The sequence below is a fragment of the Acidovorax sp. Root219 genome, from assembly GCF_001428665.1.
GTDB lineage: Bacteria > Pseudomonadota > Gammaproteobacteria > Burkholderiales > Burkholderiaceae_C > Acidovorax.
In genome coordinates this window covers 33,588-56,286 of the sequence record NZ_LMIJ01000004.1, presented here as the reverse complement: position 1 = coordinate 56,286, position 22,699 = coordinate 33,588, and the positions used below count along the sequence as shown (strand labels likewise).

Here is a 22,699-nt window from a genome sequence, read left to right as displayed (position 1 = left end):
CCCACTACATCGGCCGCAGCCTGAGCTTTTCCGCCGGATCGTGGGGCTCTGGCGTGGGCACGCCCAGGATTTCGTCGATCGAGGGCTCGTCGGGCATGTCCAGGATCTGGTCGGCCGACAGCTCTACCCGGGCGGCGATGGCGGCCAGCGCGGCAGACGCTGCCGCTTCGGGCGGTGGCGGCGTGCGTGTGCGTATCACCACGCCGCCAGGGCGCCGCTCGCCGTCCTGCCCCAGCACCGCACGGGTCGGGGCGTTGCCGCAGCGGGTGCGCACCGCCTGCACACTGTCCTGCAGGGCCTGTGCATCGGCAATGCGCTCCCGGTGGCGCAGCAGCACCTGCTGGGCCATGTCCGCCAGCTTGGAGTTCAGGGAGCTTTCGGCCAGCTGCAGCAGCTTGCGCACGGCCCCTTCGGCATCGCCCGCCAGGCTCTGGGCCATGGCTTTCTCGGCCGACTGGTTGATCTGGGGCAGGCATTCGCGCACCATGTCGCTGTACGCGGGGTAGACGTTGCAGGCATTGGCCATCAGTTCCGTGAGGCCGCGCGTGTTGGCATAGCGCATCCCGAGGGAGCGCACCCACTTTTCGCCGTCCGACAGGTCGATGGAGGTCGCGGCCAGCACGGCCAGCAGGCTGGCCAGGTTGCAGGCGGCCTCGAAATCGAAGCTGGCCTCGTCGATCTCGCGCGCCATGTCGCGCACCGCCGCCACGGCGGCCGAGAACTGCCGCTGCTGGATCAGCAGCAGGGTCTGGGCGATGCTGGCAAAGCGCTGGATGCGCGGGCTGTCCTGGTGGCGCTCCAGGATGCGGCCAAAGTCCGCCACGCAGCGTTCGATTCCCTTGCGGTCCTTGTCGGAAAAGTAGGAAAAGGCCAGCAGCACCAGGGCCTGGAAGTCGAACAGCTTGGAGTCGATACCCAGGATGGCCGCACGCGAGAGCACGCTGGCGGCCGTCTTGCGGTCGCCCATGTAGTACGACATCATGCCCAGCTTCTGCAGGCGCACCACCGAGTCGGGCGTGAGCGCGCTGGCCGTGCGGTAGGTCTCGATGGCCTCGGTGAAGTTGCCCAGTTCCACCTGAGCGCGGCCCAGCACGTCGTAGGCGTCGGCAAACGAGGCATCCTCGCCGATCAGGCCCTGCAAGGTGGTGATGGCGCGGGTGGCCTGGCCCGACTCGATCTGCGCGCGCGCCACACCGAGCTTGGCCCAGGGCAGGGCGCGCGCTGCGATGACGGCTTCGAACAGCGTGCGGGATTCGTCGTGGCGGCCCAGGCGCAGCAGCAGCTCGGTGCCAATGCGCGCGGCATACAGCCAGTAGGGCTTGCGCGCCTCGAAACGCTCCACGCAGAGGCTGGACGCCAGCTCGAAGTCTTCCTGCTCGATGGCGTCGAAAATCGGCTTCAAGTGGATCTTGCGCAGCCGCGCCAGGCTCAGCCGCTCGAACAGTGCACTCGGGGTGAAGGGCTTGAGCAGGTAGCCATCGAGCGCCGACTCGGCGGCCTCGGCCACTGCCGCATACGAGGCTTCGGCCGTGACCATGAAGAACACGGTGGAGAACGGCAGCAGTTGCGCACGGCGCAGGTCGTCCAGCAAGGTCTGCCCGGAGTCGCCAGATTCGCTGAAGAACTGGTCGCACAGCACATAGTCGAACACCGTGTGTTCCAGCCTGGCGCGGGCGTCACGCACACGGCTGCACTGCACGATCTTGGTGACACCGTACTCGCGCAGCTGCCCCACCAGAATGCTGCGCGAGGTGGCATTGCTGTCGATGATCAGCGCCTGGATGTCTGGCGTATCCGGGGCTTTGCCTGTGGCCATCTTCAGCTCGGGGTGGTGTAATTAAAAGTAACTGCTCACTGCAAGCACAGTGTATGCCCGGTCAGCGGAGTCTGCGATGCGGGTAAGCCCCCGGCCTGCCATGTGTCGGTTGCTTGCGACACAATCGGTGCCATGGACAACACAGACATCCTGCGGGTGGCGACCTACAACATCCACAAAGGGGTGCAGGGCATCGGCCCGGCCCGGCGCCTGGAGATCCACAACCTGGGGCATGCGGTCGAGCAACTCGATGCCGACATCGTTTGCCTGCAGGAGGTGAGGAAGCTGCACCGCGGGGAGGCGAAATACTTCCAGCGCTGGCCCGAGCTGCCACAGGCCGAGTACCTGGCCCCGGAGGGCTACGAGGCGGTGTACCGCACCAACGCCTTCACGCGCCACGGAGAGCATGGCAACGCGCTGCTCTCGCGCTGGCCCGTGATCGGCCACCAGCACGAGGACATTTCCGACCACCGCTTCGAGCAGCGCGGGCTGTTGCACGTCGAGGTGGACGCCCATGGTCGCAAGATCCACGTGATCGTCGTTCATCTGGGGTTGATTCCGGGCAGCCGCATCCGCCAGATCGAGCGGCTGCAGCGCTTCATCGAGCGCGAGGTGCCCGGCGGCACACCGCTGGTGGTCGCGGGCGATTTCAACGACTGGGGCCTTCAGGTCAAGCGCATGCTGGCCGGCTTCGGCCTGCATGAATTCGAGGACCCCCGGGCCTTCACCTACCCCGCGCGCCTGCCCCTGGTGCAGCTCGACCATGTCTACGTGCGCGGCCTCACGCCCCTGTCGCTGCATGTGCCGCGCGGCCGCATCTGGTGGCGCATGTCCGATCACCTGCCGCTGATCGCCGAGTTTCGTCTCTAGCCGTGGCCCTGAACCCGGCCCTTGCCGCCGACCACCGGGTGCGCCTGCTGCAGGGCGCGCAGGAGCTGTTTCCCGCGCTGGTCGAGGCCATGGACGCGGCGCTGTCGGACATCCAGTTCGAGACCTACATCTTCGATTTCACCGGCAGCGGTGCCAGCGTGGCCGAGGCGCTGATGCGTGCTGCGGGGCGCGGCGTGCGCACCCAGCTCGTTGTGGACGGGGTGGGCACTGGCGCCTTTCCTGTCGAATGGACGCAGCGCCTCTTGGCCGCTGGCGTGCAGTTTCGCGTCTATTCGCCGCTCGGGCCGCTGGGCCTGCTGCTGCCGCACCGCTGGCGCCGCCTGCACCGCAAGCTGTGTGTGGTGGACGGCTGCATGCTGTTCTGCGGCGGCATCAACGTGCTCGACGATCTGCACGACCCCAATCACGGGGCACTGGCAGCGCCGCGCTTCGACTTTGCCGTGCAGGCCACGGGCAGCCTGGTGGCCGTGGCCAGCGACACCATGGACCAGCTGTGGTGGCGCATGCAGGCCCTGCGCGACATGCGCGAGCGCCGCCTCCCCGAGGCCCTGCAAGCACTGCGCGCGGCCAGCGCCGCCCAGCACGCTGCCCAGGTGGCCGAAGACGGCCCTCGCATGCGCGCCGCACTGCTGCTGCGCGACAACGTGCGCAACCGCAGCCGCATCGAGAAGGCCTACCGCCGCGCGATTGGCGCGGCGCGCCACGAGGTGATCATTGCCAACGCCTACTTCCTGCCCGGTGGCAAGCTGCGCCGCGCATTGCTGATGGCGGCGCGCCGCGGTGTGCGTGTGCGCCTGCTGCTGCAGGGGCGCTACGAATACTTCATGCAGTACCACGCGGCGCGGCCGGTGTATGGCGCACTGCTCGCGGCGGGGGTGGAGATCCACGAGTACGCGCCGAGCTTCCTGCACGCCAAGGTGGCCGTGGTCGATGCGCTGGGCGAGCGGCCCTGGGCCACGGTGGGCTCGTCCAATCTCGACCCGTTGAGCCTGCTGCTGGCGCGCGAGGCCAACGTGGTAGTGGAGGACGCGGCCTTTGCCGCCGACCTGCGCCAGCGCCTGGTGCAGGCCATGGAGCAATCCGGCCGGCGCATGGAGCCGGCGCGCTATGCGGGCCGCCCGCTGCGCCAGCGCGTGCTCGACCAGGTGGCCCATGCGCTGATGCGCCTGGCCCTGTGGATCACGGGCCGCCGGTACTGACACAGATGGCCGGCTTTGCTGCTATATAAATAGTAGCTGTATCGCGATGCGGGCCGGGCGGTAGCCAGGTAAAACCTTTGCCAGGCGTACCGCCCCGTTCACTGTTACGATGCCGGACATGTCCAGTCCCACTGCCGCTGATATGACGACCATCCCGCCCGACGAAGAAGGCACGCCCGTCTCCGTCAAGATCCGAGAGCGCCTTGCCGCCGCGCGCAAGCGCTTCCACGCCAACGACAACATTGCCGAGTTCATCGAGCCGGGCGAGCTGGAGAAGCTGCTGGACGAGGTCGAGGTCAAGATGCAGGGCGTGCTCGACAGCCTGGTCATCAACACGCAAGGCGACCACAACACGCACAACACCGCGCGCCGCGTGGCCAAGATGTACCTCAACGAGGTGTTCAAGGGCCGCTACGTGGCGCAGCCGCCGATCACCGAGTTCCCCAACGCCGAGCACTTGAACGAGCTCATGATCGTCGGGCCCATCACGGTGCGCAGCGCCTGCAGCCACCATTTCTGCCCGGTGATCGGCAAGATCTGGATCGGCGTGATGCCCAACGAGCACACCAACGTGATCGGCCTGTCCAAGTACGCGCGCCTGGTCGACTGGGTCATGGGCCGCCCCCAGATCCAGGAAGAGGCCGTGGTGCAGCTGGCCGACCTGATCATGGAAAAGACCCAGCCCGACGGCCTGGCCATCGTGATGGAGGCCAGCCACTTCTGCATGTCCTGGCGCGGCGTGCGCGAGATGGACAGCAAGATGATCAACTCCGTGATGCGCGGCGTGTTCCTCAAGGACCCCTCGCTGCGCCGCGAATTCCTGTCTCTCATCCCCGGAAAGAACTGACCATGCTCGTACGCCTGCTCTATGCCAGCCGCGCGGTGGATACCTCGCCCTCCGCCATCGAAGCCATCCTCATGCAGTCGCGCCAGCACAACCCGGGCAGTGGCATTACCGGGGTGCTGTGCTATGGCGGCGGCATCTTTTTGCAGGCCATCGAGGGCGGCCGTGCCGCGGTGAGCGACCTCTACGGCCACATCCAGCGCGACCCGCGGCACCAGAACGTGGAGCTGCTGCACTACGAGGAGATCACCGAGCGCCGTTTCGGCGGCTGGACCATGGGCCAGGTGAACCTGTCCAAGATCAACCACTCGATTCTGCTCAAGTACTCCGAGAAGCCCGAGCTCGACCCGTATGCGGTGTCGGGCAAGGTGTCGTTCGCGCTGCTGGAAGAGCTCATGGCCACGGCGTCCATCATCGGGCGCGCTTAAAAAGGACTGGCCTCCAAGCCTGCCCTCTTTTCCAGACATCCGAACCCGGGCCGCAGCCGCCGACGCGCTGCGGCCTTTTGCATTCCTTTTTCTGCTTTCCCACCGTGACCCTGAATGCCTTCGGCCTCATCATCCTGGCGGGCCTGATCCATGCCTGCTGGAACATCGTGGCCAAGAAGGCGGGTGGGGATTCGCGCTTCGCGTTCTTCACCTCGGTGCTGATGATGCTGGTCTGGGCGCCGCTGGGCTGGTACCTGGGGCGCGATGCGGTGCCGCTGTGGGGAGCTGTGGAGTGGGGCTTCGTCGCGGCCAGCGGGTTGCTGCACGTGGCCTACTTCGTCATCCTGCTGCGCGGCTACCGCAAGGCCGACCTCACCGTGGTCTACCCGCTGGCGCGCGGCTCGGGGCCGCTGATGTCGTCGCTGGTGGCGGTCACGCTGCTGGGCGAGCGCATTTCGGCGCTGGGCGTGGCCGGCATCGCGGGCGTGGTGGGCGGGGTGTTCCTGATCGCGGGCGGCCCGGGCCTGCTGCGCGCCGCGCACGATCCGGCCGCGCGAGCGCGCGTGCACAAGGGCATGTTCTACGGCCTGCTCACGGGGGCCTTCATCGCCAGCTACACGGTGGTCGACGGCTATGCCGTCAAGATCCTGCTGATGTCGCCCATCCTCGTGGACTACATGGGCAACTTCGTGCGCGTGGCGCTGCTGGCGCCCGTGGTGCTGCGCGACCTGCCCACCGCCGGCCAACTGTGGCGCGCGCAGTGGCGCTTCGCGCTGCTGGTGGCCATGGTCAGCCCCGTGGCCTATGTGCTGGTGCTGTATGCGATGAAGGAGGCGCCCCTGTCGCATGTCGCGCCCGCACGCGAGGTGTCCATGCTGTTCGCCGCGCTGATCGGCGGGCACCTGCTGGGCGAAGGCGACCGCGTGGCCCGCATCTGCGGGGCCGTGCTCATCGCGGCCGGCGTCACCGCGCTCGCCCTGGGGTAGGCCATGCTGCTCGGATGTGACTTCTCAAGCAGCCCCACGCGCCGCAAGCCCGTGGTGCTGGCCCTGGGCCGGCGCGACGGCGCGCGCGTGCAGCTGACGGAACTGGTGCGGCTGGAAACCCTGGCCGCGGTGGGCGCCTGGCTGGCCGAGCCGCGCCACTGGGTGGGTGGGTTCGACCTGCCCTTCGGCCTGCCGCGCGAGCTGCTGCAGACCCTGGGCTGGCCGCTGCAGTGGCATGCAAGCATGCAGCACTACCAGTCGCTCACCCGCCCACAGATCCGCGAAGCCTTTGCCGCCTTCTGCGATGCGCGCCCCGTGGGCGGCAAGTTCGCGCACCGCGCAACCGACGGGCCCGCCGGCTCCAGCCCGTCGATGAAATGGGTGAACCCGCCCGTGGCCTACATGCTGCATGCGGGCGTGCCGCTGCTGCTCGGGGCCGGCGTGCACCTGCCCGGCCTGCATGCAGGCGACCCCACACGCGTGGCGCTGGAGGCCTACCCCGGCCTGCTCGCGCGCGAGGTGCTGCAGCGGCGCAGCTACAAGAGCGACGATGTTGCCAAGCAGACGCCGGACCGCCTGATCGCGCGCAAGTACCTGCTGACCGCGCTGGAGCTGGGGCAGACGCGCCTGGCGCTGCGACTGAAGCTGAGCCACGCCCAGCGCGATGCCCTGGTGGCCGACGCCAGCGGCGACAGCCTGGACGCCGTGCTGTGCATGCTGCAGGCCGGCTGGGCCGAGCAGCGCCATGCCGAGGGCGATGCCCTCTACGGCTTGCCGCCCGGCTTGGACCCGCTGGAAGGCTGGATCGTCACCGCGCCCATGCCGGGTGGCAGGGTGGACGAGGGCGCGCCACAATGAAGGCATGATGCGAATTGCTGCTTGCGCACGAAATCACCGGCTGTGGGTCGGGGCGCTGGTTTGCGCGTTCGCATGCACCGCCGCACTGGCTGCGCCCGCACCCTGGTTCTACTGGCGCAGCAAGGTCGATGCTCAGCGCGTCTGCGCCCAGACCTCGCCCGGCAGCGGCTGGGAGAAAGACAGCCCGCCCTACGACGGCCCCGGCTGCGCCCCGCGCCGCAAGGTGCTCATCGTCCCGATGCGTTGAGGAGCGAAACAGGTGCAATCGCCCCTTGGTTGTCAAAAAGCATAGCGCCTGGGGACGGTCTGCATGCCGTTGGCAGGAGTATTGCTTGCAATACTGTGCATGCATTCGATAATGGACGGGATGACCGAACTGATCTTGATACGCCACGGCGAGACCGACTGGAACCGGGAACTGCGCTTCCAGGGCCAAGTGGACGTGCCCCTGAACGCCACCGGCCATGAGCAGGCGCGCCGCCTGGCCGAACGCCTGGGGGCCGAACGCCTGGCGGTGGACCACCTAGTCTGCAGCGACCTCATCCGCACGCGCCAGACGGCGCAGCCCGTGCTGGGCGCATTGCTGCCGCAGCTGCACATCGACAACGTGGTGGACGCCAGCCTGCGCGAGCAGAGCTTTGGCCTGGTCGACGGCATGCGCGTGGACGACATCAAGCTGCAGCATGCCGAGGCCTGGGAGAACTGGCTGCGCTTCGACGCCGACGGCGGCATGCCCGGCGGCGAGACCACGCGCCAGTTCCACACCCGGGTGATGGGCGCCGTGCGCCGCCTGGCGCAGGAGCATGCGGGCAAGACCCTGATGGTGGTGACCCACGGCGGCGTGCTCGACATGGTCTGGCGCACGGCGCAGGGCGTGGGCCTGCACGGGCCGCGCCAGAGCGATATCCCGAATGCGGGCTTCAACCGCGTGCGCCTGGATGGCGACGCCATCGAACTGCTGCACTGGGGCGACGTGCGCCACCTGGCCGACCTGGCGCCGCAGCCGGTCTACGACCAGGCCAAACTGCTGGTGGCGGCGGTGGACGGCGCTGACTGAGCCCAGGGCGCCGGCCCTCGTGGCCGGCTCTGATGGAAGACCCTGGTTCAGGCGCCGGGCAGGGTGATCTCCACCTGGTCCTGCGCCACCTGCACGGTGACGTCCAGGGGCCGGGCCAACTGGTGCAGCGCTGCCAAGTCGAGGGCCGGTGGTTGCGCCAGGCTGCTGCCCTGCAGGGGCGGCAGGTCCTGCGATGCCGATACCCCCTGCGCGCGCACGCGCACCCCCCTTGCGCCCGAGGGCTCCACTGTGATGCGGGCGGGCACGGGGCCGGGCCGCTCCGCCAGGTGGTAGAGGGCGGCCAGCACCACGTACAGCAGCGTGTGCCGTGCCGTGACCTGCTCGTCCCAGCCGGTTGCATCCTCGACCAGGGGCTCCAGTTCGGTGCCGCGCACCATCAGCATGGGCCGCGCCAGCTCGACGGCTTCGGCCACCAGTGCGCGCAGGGCCTGGCGTTCGTTGATCTGCAGGTCCCACTGGCGCAGGCGGCGGATGTGGTGGGCAATGTCGCCCAGTTGCTCCTCGATCTGCTCCACCCGCTCCACAGCCTGTTCGGGGGTCAGGTCGCCCTTGGCAAGGCGGCGCTTGAGCAGCATGGTCCCCATGCGCATCACGGACAGGGGGCTGGCCAGGTCATGGCGCAGCACCGGCATGGCACGCATCAGCACGGCATGCTGCAGGCCGGCGTCCATCAGCTCCCGGGCATGATCGGGAAGGGGCGGCTCGGAGTTCTTGGCGGGCATGGGTGGTGGATGGGGCTGGAGTGGCGGAGCTCAGGGAGCGGGAGGGGCCTGCAGCGCAGCGGCGCAGCGCGCCATCAGCGCGTCGAAGGCGTCGAAGTCGAGCGGCTTGCCCAGGATGTAGTCGAAAGCCCCCATCTGGCTGCCCGCCGTCCTGGCGTTGCCCGAGGCCATGCCGGTGATCGCAATGGCAAAGCAGGGGCCTGCGCCGTGCTCGGCCACGCTCGCGCGCAGCAGTGGCACCAGGTCCGAACCGTTCATGTCCGGCAGGTTCTGGTCCACCAGAAAGATCTGCGCAGGCCTTTCCCTGGCGAGGGCCAGGGCGCGGGCTGCGGTGGCGGCCGTGCGCACGGAATGGCCCTCCATGGACAGCAGTTCTTCCAGGAGCTCGGTGGCGTCCCGGTTGTCATCGATGACGAGGATGTCTAGCGGCATGGTGGTATCAGGGGCCAGCGGGTGTCAGGTGGAGGGGTCTGCAGGAGGGCGTGCCGGGCGCTGCGGCAGGTGCACGGTGAACACCACATGCGGCGCCTCGTGCGCATAGCCGATGCTGCCGCCGTGGCCCTGCACGATCTGGTGCGCGATGTACAGGCCCAGGCCCAGGCCGGAGCGGTTGCGCGCCTTGCCCACCGACGATGCCTTGAAGGGGGTGAACAGGTCGCCGGCCACCTCGGGTGCAATGGGCGGGGCCACGTTGCGCACCTGGATGAGCGGGCCTTCTGGCGTGGCCTGCATGTGCACCTCGACCGGGTGGCCTGCGTCGCCGTGGTGGCGCGCGTTGCTGACCAGGTTGGAGAACACCTGCGCCATGCGGTCGGGGTCCACCTCGGCCTGCAGGCTGGCGGGCAGGTGCCCCACCAGCTGCATGCCCGGGTGGGCCGTGCGCGCCTCGTCCATCAGGTCGGCCAGCAACTGCACCAGGTCGATGCTGGCGGGCTGCAGGTCCAGCCCCAGCCGGCTTTGCAGGCGCGACATGTCCATCACCTGGCTCACCAGGCGCTGCATGCGGCTGCTCGACGACTGGATGCGCTGCCCCAGCTTGCCGGTGTTGCCATCGGCGCCATTGTTCTTTTCGAGCACCCGCGCCGCCATGCTGATGGAGTGCAGCGGATCGCGCAGGTCGTGGCCGAGCACCGCCATCAGGTGGTTGCGGGCGTTGTTCAGTTCGGCGTGGCGAGCGTTCTGGGCGCGCACCAGCTCTGCGAGCAGTTGCCGTGCGATGTCCAGGTCATCGGCGGCCCAGTGTTCGGAGGTGGAGCGCACGATCTCCTTCCACAGATCGAACGAGCCGCGCGGTGTGAGGCGGGGGCCCAGGGGGCCTGGGCGAATTTCCTTGTCGGGCTTGCCGCCCCAGTGGATGGTCTCGATCTGCTCCTTGCGCAAGAAGACCAGCCAGCTGCCCCGCTGCAGATCCAGCGGCAGGGCCAGCACACCGCACCAGGGGGCCAGCTGCACGGCAATGGCCGGTGCCTCCAGCGGCAGGGCATGGGTGGCGTACAGGGTGCTGCCGGCGTGCGTGGCATCGAGCCATTGCAGCAGGGCCCGGGCGGCGTCGTCGCTGATGCCGCCTTCGGTGCACAGCTTGCTGTGCTCGGACACGATGATGGTGTCGGCATGCATCGATGCGGCCAGGGCGCCCGCATGGGTGCACAGCCCGGTGAATTCATCGTCGGAATGAAGCACGCTCTCCATGACCCGGGTGCGCAGCTCGGCCACCTGCAGCTGGCGCTCGGCCTGCTTGCGCGCCAGGGCCGCCTGGATGGTGGCGCCCAGCATCTGCGCCATCACGTCGCAGGCCATGCGCACGCTGTAGGGCACCTGGCGCGGCCCCATGTGGTGGCATGCCAGCAGGCCCCACAGCCGGTTGTTGATGACGATGGAAATGCTCATGGACGCGCCCACGCCCATGTTGCTCAGGTATTCGATGTGGATGGGCGAGACGCTGCGCAGAATGGCGGCGCTCAGGTCCAGCGGCTTGCTGCTTGCGGCCTGTGCCAGGGGCACCGGCGTGGCCTGCACGTCGGCGATCAGGCGCAGGGTGTTGGCCACGTACAGTGCGCGTGCCTGCGCCGGAATGTCGCTGGCGGGGTAGCGCCGGCCCAGGTAGGGGTCCAGGAAGTCGGCACGCGATTCGGCCACCACGTCGCCGCTGCTGTCGGGGCGAAAGCGGTAGGCCATCACCCGGTCGAAGCCGGTGAGCGCCCTGAGTTCCTGGGTGGCCAGTTGCAGAAGGTCGTTGATGGCGGCACGCGGGCGGCGCAGCTTTTCCATGGCGCGGTGGGCCTGCATGGCAAAGCCCGTGAGCGCGTCGGACGATGCCTGGCGGGCCTCGAACTCGATCACCAGCAGCTCGTGTGACTGGTGCAGCACCACGTCGAAGCTGCGGCCTTCGATTTCCAGCTCGGTCGGCATGGGCAGATCGGCGGCGGCGCCCAATGCAGCCAGCCCCTCGTCGAGCAGCGCGCCGATCTGGGGATGCTGCGCCACCAGCGCGCTGCTGCGCAGCACATCGCCCGGCAGCAGCGCGTGTCCCAGCTGTGCCTGGGCGTTGCTGCTGGCATGGCGTACCACGCCGCTTGCATCCACGGCCACGAGCACCCCGTGGGACTGGATCGAGCCCGGGATGTGGATGGGCTCGCGGTCGCAGTTTTCCAGCGTGGTGGGCTGCACAGGGGCCGCAGCGGAGGTCATGCTGGCGTTCCTTGTGTGGCGTCCATGGTGTCGAAGTGCGCCTGCAGGCCCTGGAAGGCGGCCAGCGCACCGTCGCACGCGGCCGCAATGGCCGGCGGCGAAGCCACGTGCGTGCGCAGCAGCGCCATGAATGCCTTCCAGCGCGCACCGGTGCCCGCGCCATCGCCTTGCAGATAGCGCAGCGGGTGCGGCGCCAGCCGGGGCGCGAGGCCGCGATGGAGCACCTGCCCGCCGAGCTGCGAACCTTCGACCACATAGGCCATGCCCCAGCGCACGGCATCGGCTTGGCCGGGGTGGCGCGCCAGGGCCTGCTCCAGGCACAGCGCGGTGGTCGCACTGGGTCGTGGCCATGGCAGGGTGGCTTGTTCAGCCGTATGCGCCAGGTCCTCGCGCAGCGCGGACAGCCGCGCTGCAGGCGCGAAGCCAAAACCGGGTGCGTGCGCCTGCAGCGTTTGCAGCGCAGGCCACAGCGCCTGCAGCCAGGCAGCCAGCGCTTGGACGTGTTCCAGGTAGTCGGTCAGGCTGGCGTCGGCACGGGCGATGGGCAGGCCGGAGTCGAGCTGGGCATGCCGCTCGGCGGTGGCGTGCCGCAGCGCCTGCAGCGCATCGGTCATGGCAGGCTGGGGCGGCGTAGGGGCAAGGGCGTTGTGGGGCAAGGTACGACAAATCGGTGGAGGGGCGCACTGCACCCCACGGGTGCCGTGCGCTCTCATTCTAGGACCGGATTGGCCTGCAGCGGGCCCGTGCAGTCAGGGGTTTGCCCCGTGAACGGCGTGGCGCCGTGGGGGTGGCATGGGCAGCTACAAGGGCAGGCGGTTTTGTCCTACATGCCGCCCAGTGCGCCGTCCAGGGCGAGTGCGCCGTACACCCCGCGCAGCTGCCGCGCCAGGCGCAGGGATTCAGGCTGCGCGTTGGCCTGGGGCTGCAGCAGGTTCTGCAGCGTGGCCCACTGGCCGCTTCGGGCCAGGGCGTCGAGGTAGATCTGGTGGAACAGGTCGCGCTGTGCATGGCTGCCGCCCACGGCCACCAGTTGCGGCAGAGCCAGGACCAGTTGCCATGCCGCTGTGGCCCAGTCCCCGGACGCGTGCGCCAGCAGCCCGTGGGCGGCGGGAACGCAGACCTGCTGCCAGACCCTGCGCTCGTGGGCCTCGGTGCGGCTGGCGGCGTGGGCCTCGATGTGCTGCAGCAGCGTGCGCGCTTCGTCCACACGCCCGGCGCGCGCCAGCCCGTAGAGGTACTGCAGGTCCAGAAAGGGCATGACCTGGTCCGACAGGCGCAGCGCGAGGTGGTCGGCCACGTCGGCCCAGCGCGCGCCCACGTCGACGCCGGCCAGCTCCAGCCGGGCCAGCAGGGAGACAGCGTTGATCTGGTCCTGCGTGTACTCCTTGACCACGCCCCACACCTGCTGGTCGTACAGCGCCAGCACCTCGGCATGGCGCTCCTGCTCCAACAGGAACAGCGCCTGATGCCACCAGTTGTGGGTGACCATGAAGGAGTTCAGGCCCGTCCAGGTGTCGCTCACGCTGGCCATGAAATCGGTGCCCTCGGCGATGCGGCCTTGGGTCAGCATCACATGCGCCAGGGCGTGGTGGGCCCAGGGCTCCTTGCGGCACAGGGCCACCGCATGGCGTGCCGAGGCTTCGGCGCGGTCGAGCAGGTGGCACTGCTCCCAGCCAAAGGCCAGCATGCCGTGCAGGTAGGGCACCTCGGCCGCAGCGGGCAGGGCCGCCAGCGCAATGCGCAGCATGCCCGGCGAGTCGCCGCGGTTGAACAGGTGGTATTGCCCCAGCTTGAGCGAGGCCAGGTCGCGCGGGTGCAGCCGGGCCTGTTCCTCGTGCAGGGCAATGGCGCGCGGCAGGTCGCCATCGACCCAGGCGGCCACGGCCGCCACGAAGCGCTGCTCGCGCTCGCTTGCCTGGCCGGCTGCCGCCTGCGCGCGTGCCAGGTAGGGGCGTGCGTTGCGCGGCGCATCGGCCGATTCGGCGAACATGTGCAGCGCCGCGCAGCAGGCCTGTACGATGGCGCTTTCGTCGTGCTCGGCTGCGAGCACGTTCACGGCACGCGCTTCGCAGCGGATGAAGCCTTCGACGAAATCGTTCAGGGCGGCAAGGCTGCTCGGGTCGTGCAGGGTGACGGGGTTGCCCAGGCTGTCGGTGGCGGTGTGCATCGGTGCATTGTGCGGGGCAAGGAGCTACCCCGTCTTGCGGTCACTCATTTCCCGTGGATGAGCGCGAGGTACGCGGTGCGCGTGGGGGCGGACACCGAGGCCACAAGCTGCTCGTGCGGCGTCTTGTGGCGCGCCAGCATGCGCGCCGTGGCGATCGTCTTCGATTTGCAGAACCAGTGGCAGGTGTGCTGCATGAGCAGCAGCTCGGCTGTCATGGCGAAGGCCTTGTCCTTGGGCGCCAGGTGCTCGCTGTTCTGCGCCACGCTGGCGATGCCGCGCGCGTGGATGGCCAGGGCGCGGCGCATGTCGAAGGTGGCGGCGGGCAGAATGGCCTGCGCAAACGGAATCGCCAGCGCCAGGCGGCTCACGCGGGCCTGGGCTTCATCCACCTTGGAGAAATCGGCGGCGAAGCGCGCGAACTGCTCGGCCAGCTGCGATTCGGTGGTCTCCAGCAGCGACCAGATCTGGCTGCGCCGCTCGTCGGTGCTTTCACCCAGGGCGCGCAGGTAGCCCTCGGTCAGCGCCTCCATGAGCTTCTCGATCTGGTAGTTGCCCAGGTGGCTGCCCAGCAGTGCAATGCGCTTGCGCTGCTCCTTGGCATTGAGCATGTAGACACCGCTGGCGATGAGGATCGACAGGATCAGGACATCCATGGCGACTCAACCCTTGGGCGGCTGGGGCCAGGGGCGCTGGGGCGCGCGGATCAGCTCGAAGGCGTGCGCAACCTGCAGCACCCCGAGGTCGTCGAAGCGCACGCCCGCAATCTGCAGGCCGATGGGCAGGCCGGCTTCGGTGTAGCCGCAGTTGACCGATGCGGCCGGCTGCTCGGACATGTTGAACGGCACGGTAAAGCCGATGTGCTCCAGCGGGCGCAGCGGGTCGTTGGTGGGCGAGGGCAGCTCGGCCTGGAAGGCGACGTTGGGCGCCACCGGCGAGATCACGTAGTCGAACGCGTTGCAGGCCTTGACGGCGGCCACGCGGGTGAGGTGGAACTGCTGGCTGGCGTTGAACACCGCTGTGCCCGACATGCCTTCGGCGCTGTCGGCCCAGGCGCGGATGTAGGGCAGCACCTTCTCGCGCCTCACGGCAGGCAGGGCCTGCAGGTCGGTGAAGGAGCGCATGCGCCAGAAGTGGTCCATGCCGTCGAGCATGGCCTGCGTCATGAAGGGCTGCATGGGCACGATAGTGGCACCGGCGGCCTCCATCAGGCGCGCGGCGTTTTCCACGGCGGCGCGCACCTCGGGCTCCACGGGCAGGCCGCAGCCAGCGTCCAGCAGCAGGCCGATGCGCAGGCCGCGCAAGCGCTCGCTGCCCTGGTCGAACTGGTTCCAGGCGATGTCCTGTGCGGGCAGGCCCATGCTGTCGCGGGCATCGGGCTGGCTGAGCACCTGCATCATCAGCGCGGCATCGGCCACGGTGCGCGTCATGGGGCCGGCGGCGCGGCCGGTATAGGGCGGGTCGATGGGGATGCGGCCCAGGCTGGGCTTGAGGCTGAAGATGCCGCACCAGCTGGCCGGCAGGCGCAGCGAGCCGCCGATGTCGGTGCCGATGTGCAGCGGGCCATAGCCGGCTGCAGCGGCGGCGCCACCGCCGGCGCTGGAGCCACCCGGGCCCTTGCTCAAATCCCAGGGGTTGCGCGCCAGCGGGTGAAAGCTCGACAGCCCCGAGGAGAGCATGCCGTAGTCGGGCATGGTGGTCTTGGACACGATGACGGCACCGGCCTCGCGCATGCGCGCGGCGGGGGGCGCATCGGCTGCGGCGGGCACCAGGTCCACCGCGGCCGTGCCGGCCGGCAACGGGTCACCCCGGGTGGCGATGTTTTCCTTGATGGTGGCGGGCACGCCGTCGAGCAGGCCTATGGGCTCGCCGCGCTTCCAGCGGGCCTCGGACGCACGGGCCTGCTCCAGCGCCGCCTCGGGGCGCAGCAGATAGGTGGCCTTGATGTGGGGCTCCCACGCATCGATGTGTTTGAGCACGGCCTCGGTGACCTCGACGGGGGACAGCGTGCGCTGGCGGTAGGCAGCGAGCAGGGCGTGGGCGGGCAGGTCGTGGAGGTCACTCATGGCAGGTGGCTGGGCAGGAGGGGAGGGCACGGGGCGGCTGGGAAGGCACGCCAGGAGCGGTCAGCAAAAAATGAAGCAGGCGAGGTGCACGGCACCAGGCCCCGGAGCGCAGCAGGGGCTCTTGCGAGCCCCTGCCAAGCCTGGGTTGCCCGGGCAGTGCGTGCCACCGGGCAACCATCTTACGGTCTCTCAGGACCAGGACAGCGACGAGATGTCGTTCACGAACACCGGCATGTCTTTCCAAAGGCCCTTGAGGTTCTTGTTGGCCACCGTGATCCACTGGTTCGAGTACAGGAAGGCGTGCACGGAGTCCTGCGCCAGCAGGCGCTGCGCGTCGCCGAGCAGGCGCGAGCGGTCGGCCGGGCGGGCAGCGTTCTTGATCTGGTTGAAGATCTCGTTGAACTTGGGCGAGTTGTAGGCCCAGTAGTAGTCGGGCTTGGCGAAATTGCCCAGATCGAACGGCTCCACGTGCGAGATGATGGTCAGGTCGTAGTTCTTGCTGCCGTAGGTGCCGCTGAGCCACTGCGCCCATTCCACGTTCTGCAGCTTGGCGATGATGCCGATCTTGGCCAACTGGGCTGCAATCACCTCGCCGCCCTGGCGCGCGTAGGGGGTGGGGGGCAGCGTCATGGTCAGCTCCAGCGGCGTCTTCACGCCGGCCTCGGCCAGCAGCTTCTTGGCCTTTTCCACGTCGTAGGGGTTCACGCCCGTGGTGTCCACGTAGCCGAAGGCGCCGGGCACGTAGTGGCTGCCGATGGGCGCGCCATAGCCGTCGGCCGCGCCTTCGATCACGGCCTTGCGGTCCACAGCGGCAGCGATGGCGCGGCGCACGCGCACATCATCCAGCGGCTTCTTGCCGTTGTTGATGGCCAGGATGGTCTTGGCGCGCGAGCCGCTGACCACCACCTGGAAGCGCGGGTTGGCCTTGAACTGGCTCACGCTGCGGGGTGTGACGCGCGGGAAGGCATCCACATCGCCTGCCAGCAGTGCGGCGACCTGGGCGGCCGGATCGGAGATGAAGCGGAAGGTTGCGCGCTTGATCTTGATGCTGGCCGGGGCGCGGAAACCGGCCCAGGCGGCCAGCACCACGGAGGAACCCTTGTTCCATGCGTTCAGCTGGTAGGGGCCGGTGCCCACGGGCTTGGTGGCATTGCCTTCGGCGCTCTTGGGCTCGACGATGATGGACGTGGCCTGGCCCAGGATGAACAGCAGGTCGGGGTCGATGTCCTTGTTGAGCAACACCACGGTGTAGTCGTCCACCACCTGTGTGGTGAGGTTGGCGAAGGTGCGCTTGTCCTTGTTGGTGCTTTTCTCGCCGCCAGCGCGGTCGTAGGAGAACTTCACGGCGGCGGCGTTGAAGGGCTCGCCGTTCTGGAAGGTGACGCCGCGGCGCAGCTTGAAGGTGTAGGTCTTGAGGTCGGGCGAGACTTCCCAGCTTTCGGCCAGCATCGGCGAGACACTGCCATCGGCATTGATCTTGGTGAGCGTCTCGAAGATGTTGTACTGCACGATCTCGGCGATGGCCGAGGCGGCGCCGGCCGTCGGGTCCAGCCCTGGCGGCTCCAGCGTCATGGCCAGCACCACGGCGTCCTTGCGGCCCTGGGCGAGGGCGCCGAACGGGGTGGCGAGGGGCACGGTGGCGATGGCGCCAGTGGCAAGAACGGTACGGCGGTTCAGCATGTTCGGACTCTCCAGACAAAAAACTGACGAAGACCCCGGTGCAATTTGTTACCGGGGAGCACGGAAGCTTTGTACACCATTGGTGGCGCTTGTGGTTATGCGGTTTTCGCGGCTGCGGCCGCAGCGGCGCGTCGGGCACGCGCGCGGCCGGGCTGCACCTGGGGCACGGCGCCCACCAGCGAGCGGGTATAGGGGTGCTGCGCATTGCGAAACAGCTCGGCCGGCGAGCCGCGCTCGACGATGCGCCCCTGGTAGAGCACCACCACTTCGTCACACAGGTGATTGACCACTGCCAGGTCGTGGCTGATGAGCATGTAGGTGATGCCGAACTGCTGCTGCAGGTCCTGCATCAGGTTGAGCACCTGGGCCTGCACCGAGACGTCGAGCGCGCTCACCGGCTCGTCGGCCACGATGAGGCGCGGGCGCGTGATCAGGGCGCGCGCGATGGCAATGCGCTGGCGCTGGCCGCCAGAGAATTCGTGCGGGTACTTGCCCAGGTCGTTGGTGCGCAGACCCACCTGTGCGAGCACCTGGCCAGCCTGCTCACGTTGTTCAGCGCGGCTGGTCTCGCCCTGGGCCTGCAGCGGCTCGGTGACGATGCGCTCCACCGTCTGGCGCGGGTCAAGCGAGCCATAGGGGTCCTGGAACACCATCTGAAAGTCGCGCCGCGCCTGGCGCAGCTCGGCCGGCGCCAGCGCGTGCAGGTTGCGCCCGAGCAGGTGCACCGTGCCGGCGGTGGGCGCATCGAGCGCCATCACCGTGCGCGCCAGAGTGGACTTGCCCGAGCCTGACTCGCCGACGATGCCCAGGCTGCGGCCCGAGGCGATGGAAAAACTCACGCCGTTGACGGCATGCACCTTGCCCGGTGGCTTGAAGAGGTGCTCGCGTGGCAGGGTGTATTCGCGCACCAGGTCCGTGACCTGGAGCAGGGCGGTATCGGCGTTGGCCGGAGCCTGGGGCTGCTTGCTGCTCATGCGGCCACCTCCACGACTTCGACCGCCTGCTGCGCGCTCAGCGCCTGGTCTATGGCGTCGCGGCGCAGGCAGCGCACCTCGTGGTCACCATCGGCATCGGTGGCCACCAGGGTGGCCGCAGGGCGTTCGTGGTGGCAGGCGTCCGCCGTGTAGCTGCAGCGGCCGGCAAACGGGCAGCCGGCGGGCAGGTCCACCAGCTCGGGCACCGTGCCGGCAATGGTGGACAGGCGCGGGCGCTGGCCCGGCGCATGCACCGCGCCCAGGTGCGGGCGGGCGGCGAACAGGCCGCGCGTGTAGGGGTGTGCCATGGCCGAGAACACCGAAGCGGTGGAGCCGCTCTCGACCACGCTGCCGCCGTACATGACCATCATGCGGTCCACGTTCTGCGAGATCACGCCGAGGTCGTGCGAGATCAGGATCAGGGCCATGTTGCGCTCGGCCACCAGGTCGCTGATGAGGTCCAGGATCTGCTGCTGGATGGTCACGTCCAGTGCGGTGGTGGGCTCGTCGGCAATCAGCAGGTCGGGCCCGCAGGCCAGGGCCATGGCGATGGTGATGCGCTGGCGCTGCCCGCCCGAGAACTGGTGCGGATAGGCATCGAAGCGCTGGGCCGCATTGGGGATGCCCACGCGGTCGAGCAGGGATATCGCCTCCTTGCGGGCGTCCGCAGCACCCATGCCGCGGTGCAGGCGCAGCGGCTCGGCCACCTGGCGGCCGATGCTGTGCACGGGGTTCAGGGCCGTCATGGGCTCCTGGAACACCATGCCGATGCGGTTGCCGCGCATGCGGCACATCTGTGCATCCGTGCGGCCCACGAGCTCCTCGCCGTCGAAACGGATGCTGCCGCTGACCTGGGCGCTGTCGGGCAGCAGGCCCATGAGCGACATGGCGGTGATGGACTTGCCGCAGCCCGATTCACCGATCAGGCCCAGGGTTTCGCCGCGCTCCAGGGCAAAACTCACGCCGCGCACGGCGTCGGCAGGGCCCCGGTGGGTCTGCAGGCGGATCTGCAGGTTGGAGACTTCAAGCAAGGGCATGGCAGAAGGTCGTCTTCATCGTTTGCGAGAGAGGCGCGGGTCCAGCAGATCGCGCAGGCCGTCGCCCAGCAGGTTCAGGCCCAGCACGGCGAAGGCGATGGCCAGGCCCGGCCACACGGCCAGCAGCGGCGCCTGGAACATCAGCGTCTGCGCCTCGCTGAGCATGCGGCCCCAAGAAGGCTGGGGCGGCTGCGTGCCCAGGCCCAGGTAGGACAGGGCGGCCTCGGCCAGGATGGCGATGGCGAACTGGATGGTGGCCTGCACGATCAGCACCGACAGGATGTTGGGCAGCACGTGTTCGAGGGTGATGCGCCAGCTGCCCTTGCCGCAGGCGCGCGCGGCCAGGATGTACTCGCGCGACCACACGGCGTTGGCCGAGGCGCGCGTGACGCGCGCAAAGGTCGGTATGTTGAAGATGCCGATGGCGATGATGGAGTTGACGATGCCCGCACCGAACACCGCCGTCATCATGATCGCCGAGAGGATGGCCGGGAAGGCGAAGGTGAAGTCCGCCAGCCGCATGATGAGCTCCTCCACCCAGCCGCGCTTGGCTGCGGCCAGCAGACCGAGCGCCGTGCCGATGGACAGGCCGATGCCGACCGCGATCACACCCACCAGGATGGAGTTGCGCGCGCCCACCAGCAGCAGCGAGGCCACGTCGCGCCCGAAGGCATCGGTGCCCAGCCAGTGGGCCAGGGTGGGGGATTGCAGCTTGCCGGGCAGGTCCATCTCGTAAGGGGACCAGGGGGTCCAGACCAGGGAGAGCCCGGCGGCGACGAGCAGCAGCAGCGACAGCACGGCGCCGATGACGAAGCTGCGGTGGCGCAGTGCGCGGTGCCACCAGCCGGGCGGCGGCGTGCCGGCGGGCCGGATGGAAGGAGTGGAAGGAACGGCGCTCATGGGGTTCGGGGTGTCGTTCAGATATCGCTGGCTTTGACGCGGGGATCGATCACTGCGTAGAGGATGTCCACCACGAAGTTCACGATGACCACCATGGCCGCCAGCAGCATCACGCAGTTGCGCACCACGATCAGATCGCGGTTGGAGATGGACTGGAAGATCAGCCGCCCCAGGCCTGGCAGGTAGAACACGTTTTCCACCACGATGGTGCCGGCCAGCAGGTTGGCGAACTGCAGCCCCATCACGGTGATCACCGGGATCATGGCATTGCGCAGCACATGGCCCCAGAGCGCGGCGCGCTGCGAAAGGCCCTTGGCGCGCGCCGTGCGCACGAAGTCCTCGCGCAGCACCTCGAGCACGGCCGAGCGCGTGATGCGCGCCAGAATGGCCGCCTGCACCACGGCCAGCGCGATGGCGGGTAGCAGCAGGGCCTTGAGGGCTTCGATCGGGCTGCCGCCGGCATCTTCCGTCCACCCCGGGAAGCCCCCGGCCGAGAACCACTGCAGTTTGACCGAGAACAGCAGGATCAAGAGGATGGCGAACCAGAAATTGGGGATGGCGATGCCGATCTGCGCCAGGCCCATCACGCCCACGTCGCCCACCTTGTTGTGGCGCGAGGCCGCGTACACGCCCGCGATGAGCGCCAGCACCGTGGTGATCACCATGGCCATCAGCGCCAGCGGCACGGTGAGGGCCAGGCGTTCGAGCACCAGTTCCAGCACCGGCGTGCTGTAGGCGTAGCTGTTGCCCATGTCGCCCACCACCAGGCCGCTGACCCACTCCCAGTAGCGCTGCATGGCCGGCTGGTCCAGCCCCAGCTTGGTGGCCAGCGCCGCCACGGCCTCGGGCGAGGCGTCTGGCCCCATGAGCATCTGCGCTGCATTGCCGGGCAGGATCTCCAGCACCAGGAAGACGACGATGGAGGCGCCAATCAGCGTGGCCAGGAGCGTGATGAACCGCTTGAGGAAGAACAGTCCCATGGTGGGGTGTCGTGTGGGTAGTGGTGGTTGTGCGTGGCGCCCTGGGCGGTGAATTCCCTGGCGTCACAATTAATGTGTATACACAGCATAACGGCAAAAACACCCCGCCGGCGGTGTTGTGTTGTGGTGTGGCTCGCAAGGTACATGCCCGGACCCACGATAATGTGCACCATGAAGCGCGCACTGTCTCCTCTTGTCGTGACCGCACCCCGCGTGCAGGGAGGCGTGCCATGGCGCTGATGATCACCGACGAGTGCATCAACTGCGACGTCTGCGAGCCGGAATGCCCGAACGACGCGATCTACCTGGGCCAGGAGATCTATGAGATTGATCCGCGCAAGTGCACCGAGTGCGTAGGGCATTTCGACGAGCCCCAGTGCGTGCAGGTCTGCCCCGTGGCCTGCATCCCCGTGAATCCGCAGCACGTGGAGACCCGCGAGACGCTGTGGCAGAAGTTCCAGCGGTTGCAGGCCCCTGCCCAGAACTGATATCTGTCAGCTGGCTGCGTCGGGCTGCTTGGCGGCAGCCGGTGGGGTGATGGTGGCAGCGCCCAGCTCGGGCGGGCGGGGCGGCTTGGGGCGCGGCGGCTTGACGGTGTGGATCAGCAGCGTGGCCTTGTCCATCTCGCCGGCCAGCATCGCCGGGTAGGCCTTGAGCGAGTGGGTGATGCTGTCCTCGATCAGCGTGCGCTGGTCGGGTGCTGGTTTCTTGAGCACCCAGTTGGCCACTTCCGACTTCACGCCCGGGTGGCCGATGCCGACGCGCAGGCGCCAATAGTCGGGCGAGCCTAGTTGCGCATGGATATCGCGCAGCCCGTTGTGCCCCGCATGGCTGCCGCCGCGCTTGAGCTTGACCTGGCCCGGGGGGATGTCGAGTTCGTCATGCACCACCAGAACTTCCTCGGGCGCGATCTTGAAGAAGCGCGCGAGCGATGCCACGGACTTGCCCGACAGGTTCATGAAGGTCTGGGGCTGCAGCAGCCACACGCCCTGACCGTGCACGGTGGCCCGGGCGGCCAAGCCGTGGTAGGAGCGTTCCGGGACCAGATTCACCTTCAATTCGCGCGCGAGGGCGTCAATCCACCAGAAGCCGGCGTTGTGGCGGGTGGCTTCGTAATCGGGGCCTGGGTTGCCCAGGCCTACAAACAGCTTGATCATGGGGGGATTATCGGTGGCTTGCCGCGTGGGTTTTGTTGACTGTGGTTGCTGCGTGCCGTGGTTNCTTTCTTTGAGTCGCCAAAGAAAGGTACCCCAAAGAAAGGCGACCCCGCTGCCCGTGTCCCCCATCGCCCTGTAGGGCGCTGGTNTCCCTGCGCTGCCTCTGCGAGGCAGCTCCGGTCAAACAGCTTCGGCGAGCCAGATGACGAGGCTCGTGTCCTTCGGCACGCA

General features: G+C 68.5%; 23 protein-coding genes. 9 read left to right on the top strand and 14 right to left on the bottom strand.

Features of this window, described 5'->3' with window-relative positions; genetic code table 11:
- Positions 1-4 precede the first annotated feature (4 nt).
- Positions 5-1,816, bottom strand: coding sequence for a response regulator (locus ASE28_RS04715; protein ID WP_057265087.1), 1,812 nt, complete (start codon positions 1,814-1,816; stop codon positions 5-7).
- A 132-nt stretch (positions 1,817-1,948) separates the two neighbouring features.
- Here ASE28_RS04715 and ASE28_RS04710 point away from each other — a divergent pair, with 132 nt between their 5' ends.
- The 8 genes from ASE28_RS04710 (at position 1,949) to ASE28_RS04680 (ending at position 8,079) form a co-directional block, all read left to right on the top strand.
- A complete protein-coding gene (locus tag ASE28_RS04710; RefSeq protein ID WP_057204869.1) occupies positions 1,949-2,686 on the top strand; it encodes an endonuclease/exonuclease/phosphatase family protein in 738 nt (245 codons plus the stop codon).
- Between the two features lie 2 nt (positions 2,687-2,688).
- Positions 2,689-3,906: a cardiolipin synthase ClsB gene (clsB, locus tag ASE28_RS04705; RefSeq protein ID WP_057265085.1), complete on the top strand. Its 1,218-nt coding sequence runs from the start codon at positions 2,689-2,691 to the stop codon at positions 3,904-3,906.
- A 118-nt stretch (positions 3,907-4,024) separates the two neighbouring features.
- The gene (gene folE / locus ASE28_RS04700) at positions 4,025-4,753 is read left to right on the top strand and encodes a GTP cyclohydrolase I (RefSeq protein WP_057265281.1); all 729 of its coding nucleotides are present in this window, start codon (positions 4,025-4,027) and stop codon (positions 4,751-4,753) included.
- Between the two features lie 2 nt (positions 4,754-4,755).
- Positions 4,756-5,178 carry a BLUF domain-containing protein gene (locus tag ASE28_RS04695; RefSeq protein ID WP_057265083.1) on the top strand — a complete coding sequence of 141 codons (423 nt, stop codon included), beginning with the start codon at positions 4,756-4,758 and terminating at the stop codon, positions 5,176-5,178.
- A 104-nt stretch (positions 5,179-5,282) separates the two neighbouring features.
- A complete protein-coding gene (locus ASE28_RS04690; RefSeq protein ID WP_057265279.1) occupies positions 5,283-6,164 on the top strand; it encodes a DMT family transporter in 882 nt (293 codons plus the stop codon).
- Positions 6,165-6,167: 3 nt separating this feature from the next.
- Positions 6,168-7,022, top strand: coding sequence for a DUF429 domain-containing protein (locus ASE28_RS04685; protein WP_057265081.1), 855 nt, complete (start codon positions 6,168-6,170; stop codon positions 7,020-7,022).
- Between the two features lie 7 nt (positions 7,023-7,029).
- Positions 7,030-7,269 carry a hypothetical protein gene (locus ASE28_RS31145; RefSeq protein ID WP_164470693.1) on the top strand — a complete coding sequence of 80 codons (240 nt, stop codon included), beginning with the start codon at positions 7,030-7,032 and terminating at the stop codon, positions 7,267-7,269.
- A 120-nt stretch (positions 7,270-7,389) separates the two neighbouring features.
- A complete protein-coding gene (locus ASE28_RS04680; RefSeq protein ID WP_157421874.1) occupies positions 7,390-8,079 on the top strand; it encodes a histidine phosphatase family protein in 690 nt (229 codons plus the stop codon).
- 47 nt (positions 8,080-8,126) lie between these two features.
- Here ASE28_RS04680 and ASE28_RS04675 read toward each other — a convergent pair whose 3' ends face one another.
- The 12 genes from ASE28_RS04675 to ASE28_RS04620 all read right to left on the bottom strand — a co-directional run bounded on the left by ASE28_RS04675 (position 8,127) and on the right by ASE28_RS04620 (position 21,311).
- Positions 8,127-8,822: a hypothetical protein gene (locus ASE28_RS04675; protein ID WP_057265077.1), complete on the bottom strand. Its 696-nt coding sequence runs from the start codon at positions 8,820-8,822 to the stop codon at positions 8,127-8,129.
- 30 nt (positions 8,823-8,852) lie between these two features.
- Positions 8,853-9,254, bottom strand: coding sequence for a response regulator (locus ASE28_RS04670; RefSeq protein ID WP_057265076.1), 402 nt, complete (start codon positions 9,252-9,254; stop codon positions 8,853-8,855).
- 24 nt (positions 9,255-9,278) lie between these two features.
- A complete protein-coding gene (locus ASE28_RS04665; protein ID WP_057265074.1) occupies positions 9,279-11,510 on the bottom strand; it encodes an ATP-binding protein in 2,232 nt (743 codons plus the stop codon).
- A complete protein-coding gene (locus ASE28_RS04660; RefSeq protein WP_057265072.1) occupies positions 11,507-12,124 on the bottom strand; it encodes a biliverdin-producing heme oxygenase in 618 nt (205 codons plus the stop codon). Before ASE28_RS04660 ends, ASE28_RS04665 begins: the two co-directional genes overlap by 4 nt.
- A gap of 209 nt (positions 12,125-12,333) precedes the next feature.
- Complete coding sequence (locus ASE28_RS04655; RefSeq protein ID WP_057204832.1) at positions 12,334-13,677, bottom strand: tetratricopeptide repeat protein; 1,344 nt, start codon at positions 13,675-13,677, stop codon at positions 12,334-12,336.
- A gap of 44 nt (positions 13,678-13,721) precedes the next feature.
- The gene (locus tag ASE28_RS04650; RefSeq protein WP_057204830.1) at positions 13,722-14,330 is read right to left on the bottom strand and encodes a hypothetical protein; all 609 of its coding nucleotides are present in this window, start codon (positions 14,328-14,330) and stop codon (positions 13,722-13,724) included.
- Between the two features lie 6 nt (positions 14,331-14,336).
- A complete protein-coding gene (locus tag ASE28_RS04645; protein WP_057265071.1) occupies positions 14,337-15,740 on the bottom strand; it encodes an amidase in 1,404 nt (467 codons plus the stop codon).
- A 189-nt stretch (positions 15,741-15,929) separates the two neighbouring features.
- Positions 15,930-17,420: an ABC transporter substrate-binding protein gene (locus tag ASE28_RS04640; RefSeq protein ID WP_057265070.1), complete on the bottom strand. Its 1,491-nt coding sequence runs from the start codon at positions 17,418-17,420 to the stop codon at positions 15,930-15,932.
- Between the two features lie 95 nt (positions 17,421-17,515).
- Complete coding sequence (locus ASE28_RS04635) at positions 17,516-18,394, bottom strand: ATP-binding cassette domain-containing protein (protein WP_057265069.1); 879 nt, start codon at positions 18,392-18,394, stop codon at positions 17,516-17,518.
- Complete coding sequence (locus ASE28_RS04630) at positions 18,391-19,431, bottom strand: ABC transporter ATP-binding protein (RefSeq protein ID WP_057265067.1); 1,041 nt, start codon at positions 19,429-19,431, stop codon at positions 18,391-18,393. The genes ASE28_RS04635 and ASE28_RS04630 overlap by 4 nt, the downstream gene beginning before the upstream one ends.
- Positions 19,432-19,446: 15 nt before the next feature.
- Positions 19,447-20,331 (bottom strand): ABC transporter permease, encoded by an 885-nt coding sequence (locus ASE28_RS04625; protein WP_057204821.1) that lies wholly within the window; start codon positions 20,329-20,331, stop codon positions 19,447-19,449.
- Between the two features lie 17 nt (positions 20,332-20,348).
- Positions 20,349-21,311: an ABC transporter permease gene (locus ASE28_RS04620; protein ID WP_057265065.1), complete on the bottom strand. Its 963-nt coding sequence runs from the start codon at positions 21,309-21,311 to the stop codon at positions 20,349-20,351.
- Positions 21,312-21,541: 230 nt separating this feature from the next.
- Between ASE28_RS04620 and ASE28_RS04615 the strand changes: the two genes are divergently transcribed.
- Positions 21,542-21,799, top strand: a complete 258-nt coding sequence (locus ASE28_RS04615) for a YfhL family 4Fe-4S dicluster ferredoxin (RefSeq protein WP_057204818.1) — start codon at positions 21,542-21,544, stop codon at positions 21,797-21,799.
- 6 nt (positions 21,800-21,805) lie between these two features.
- Here the strand turns inward: ASE28_RS04615 and pth are convergent, their stop codons facing one another.
- Entirely contained in the window at positions 21,806-22,468 is a 663-nt protein-coding gene (gene pth, locus ASE28_RS04610; protein WP_057265063.1) for an aminoacyl-tRNA hydrolase, read from the bottom strand.
- Positions 22,469-22,699: the final 231 nt, after the last annotated feature.

What these genes read in the sequence shown, in the direction of transcription:
- ASE28_RS04715 (WP_057265087.1), bottom strand. Translation starts at nt 1,816, where the DNA reads ATGGCCACAGGCAAAGCCCCGGATACGCCAGACATCCAGGCGCTGATC.
- ASE28_RS04710 (WP_057204869.1), top strand. Translation starts at nt 1,949, where the DNA reads ATGGACAACACAGACATCCTGCGGGTGGCGACCTACAACATCCACAAA.
- folE (WP_057265281.1), top strand. Translation starts at nt 4,025, where the DNA reads ATGTCCAGTCCCACTGCCGCTGATATGACGACCATCCCGCCCGACGAA.
- ASE28_RS04695 (WP_057265083.1), top strand. Translation starts at nt 4,756, where the DNA reads ATGCTCGTACGCCTGCTCTATGCCAGCCGCGCGGTGGATACCTCGCCC.
- ASE28_RS04685 (WP_057265081.1), top strand. Translation starts at nt 6,168, where the DNA reads ATGCTGCTCGGATGTGACTTCTCAAGCAGCCCCACGCGCCGCAAGCCC.
- ASE28_RS31145 (WP_164470693.1), top strand. Translation starts at nt 7,030, where the DNA reads ATGCGAATTGCTGCTTGCGCACGAAATCACCGGCTGTGGGTCGGGGCG.
- ASE28_RS04680 (WP_157421874.1), top strand. Translation starts at nt 7,390, where the DNA reads ATGACCGAACTGATCTTGATACGCCACGGCGAGACCGACTGGAACCGG.
- ASE28_RS04675 (WP_057265077.1), bottom strand. Translation starts at nt 8,822, where the DNA reads ATGCCCGCCAAGAACTCCGAGCCGCCCCTTCCCGATCATGCCCGGGAG.
- ASE28_RS04670 (WP_057265076.1), bottom strand. Translation starts at nt 9,254, where the DNA reads ATGCCGCTAGACATCCTCGTCATCGATGACAACCGGGACGCCACCGAG.
- ASE28_RS04665 (WP_057265074.1), bottom strand. Translation starts at nt 11,510, where the DNA reads ATGACCTCCGCTGCGGCCCCTGTGCAGCCCACCACGCTGGAAAACTGC.
- ASE28_RS04660 (WP_057265072.1), bottom strand. Translation starts at nt 12,124, where the DNA reads ATGACCGATGCGCTGCAGGCGCTGCGGCACGCCACCGCCGAGCGGCAT.
- ASE28_RS04655 (WP_057204832.1), bottom strand. Translation starts at nt 13,677, where the DNA reads ATGCACACCGCCACCGACAGCCTGGGCAACCCCGTCACCCTGCACGAC.
- ASE28_RS04650 (WP_057204830.1), bottom strand. Translation starts at nt 14,330, where the DNA reads ATGGATGTCCTGATCCTGTCGATCCTCATCGCCAGCGGTGTCTACATG.
- ASE28_RS04645 (WP_057265071.1), bottom strand. Translation starts at nt 15,740, where the DNA reads ATGAGTGACCTCCACGACCTGCCCGCCCACGCCCTGCTCGCTGCCTAC.
- ASE28_RS04640 (WP_057265070.1), bottom strand. Translation starts at nt 17,420, where the DNA reads ATGCTGAACCGCCGTACCGTTCTTGCCACTGGCGCCATCGCCACCGTG.
- ASE28_RS04635 (WP_057265069.1), bottom strand. Translation starts at nt 18,394, where the DNA reads ATGAGCAGCAAGCAGCCCCAGGCTCCGGCCAACGCCGATACCGCCCTG.
- ASE28_RS04630 (WP_057265067.1), bottom strand. Translation starts at nt 19,431, where the DNA reads ATGCCCTTGCTTGAAGTCTCCAACCTGCAGATCCGCCTGCAGACCCAC.
- ASE28_RS04625 (WP_057204821.1), bottom strand. Translation starts at nt 20,331, where the DNA reads ATGAGCGCCGTTCCTTCCACTCCTTCCATCCGGCCCGCCGGCACGCCG.
- ASE28_RS04620 (WP_057265065.1), bottom strand. Translation starts at nt 21,311, where the DNA reads ATGGGACTGTTCTTCCTCAAGCGGTTCATCACGCTCCTGGCCACGCTG.
- ASE28_RS04615 (WP_057204818.1), top strand. Translation starts at nt 21,542, where the DNA reads ATGGCGCTGATGATCACCGACGAGTGCATCAACTGCGACGTCTGCGAG.
- pth (WP_057265063.1), bottom strand. Translation starts at nt 22,468, where the DNA reads ATGATCAAGCTGTTTGTAGGCCTGGGCAACCCAGGCCCCGATTACGAA.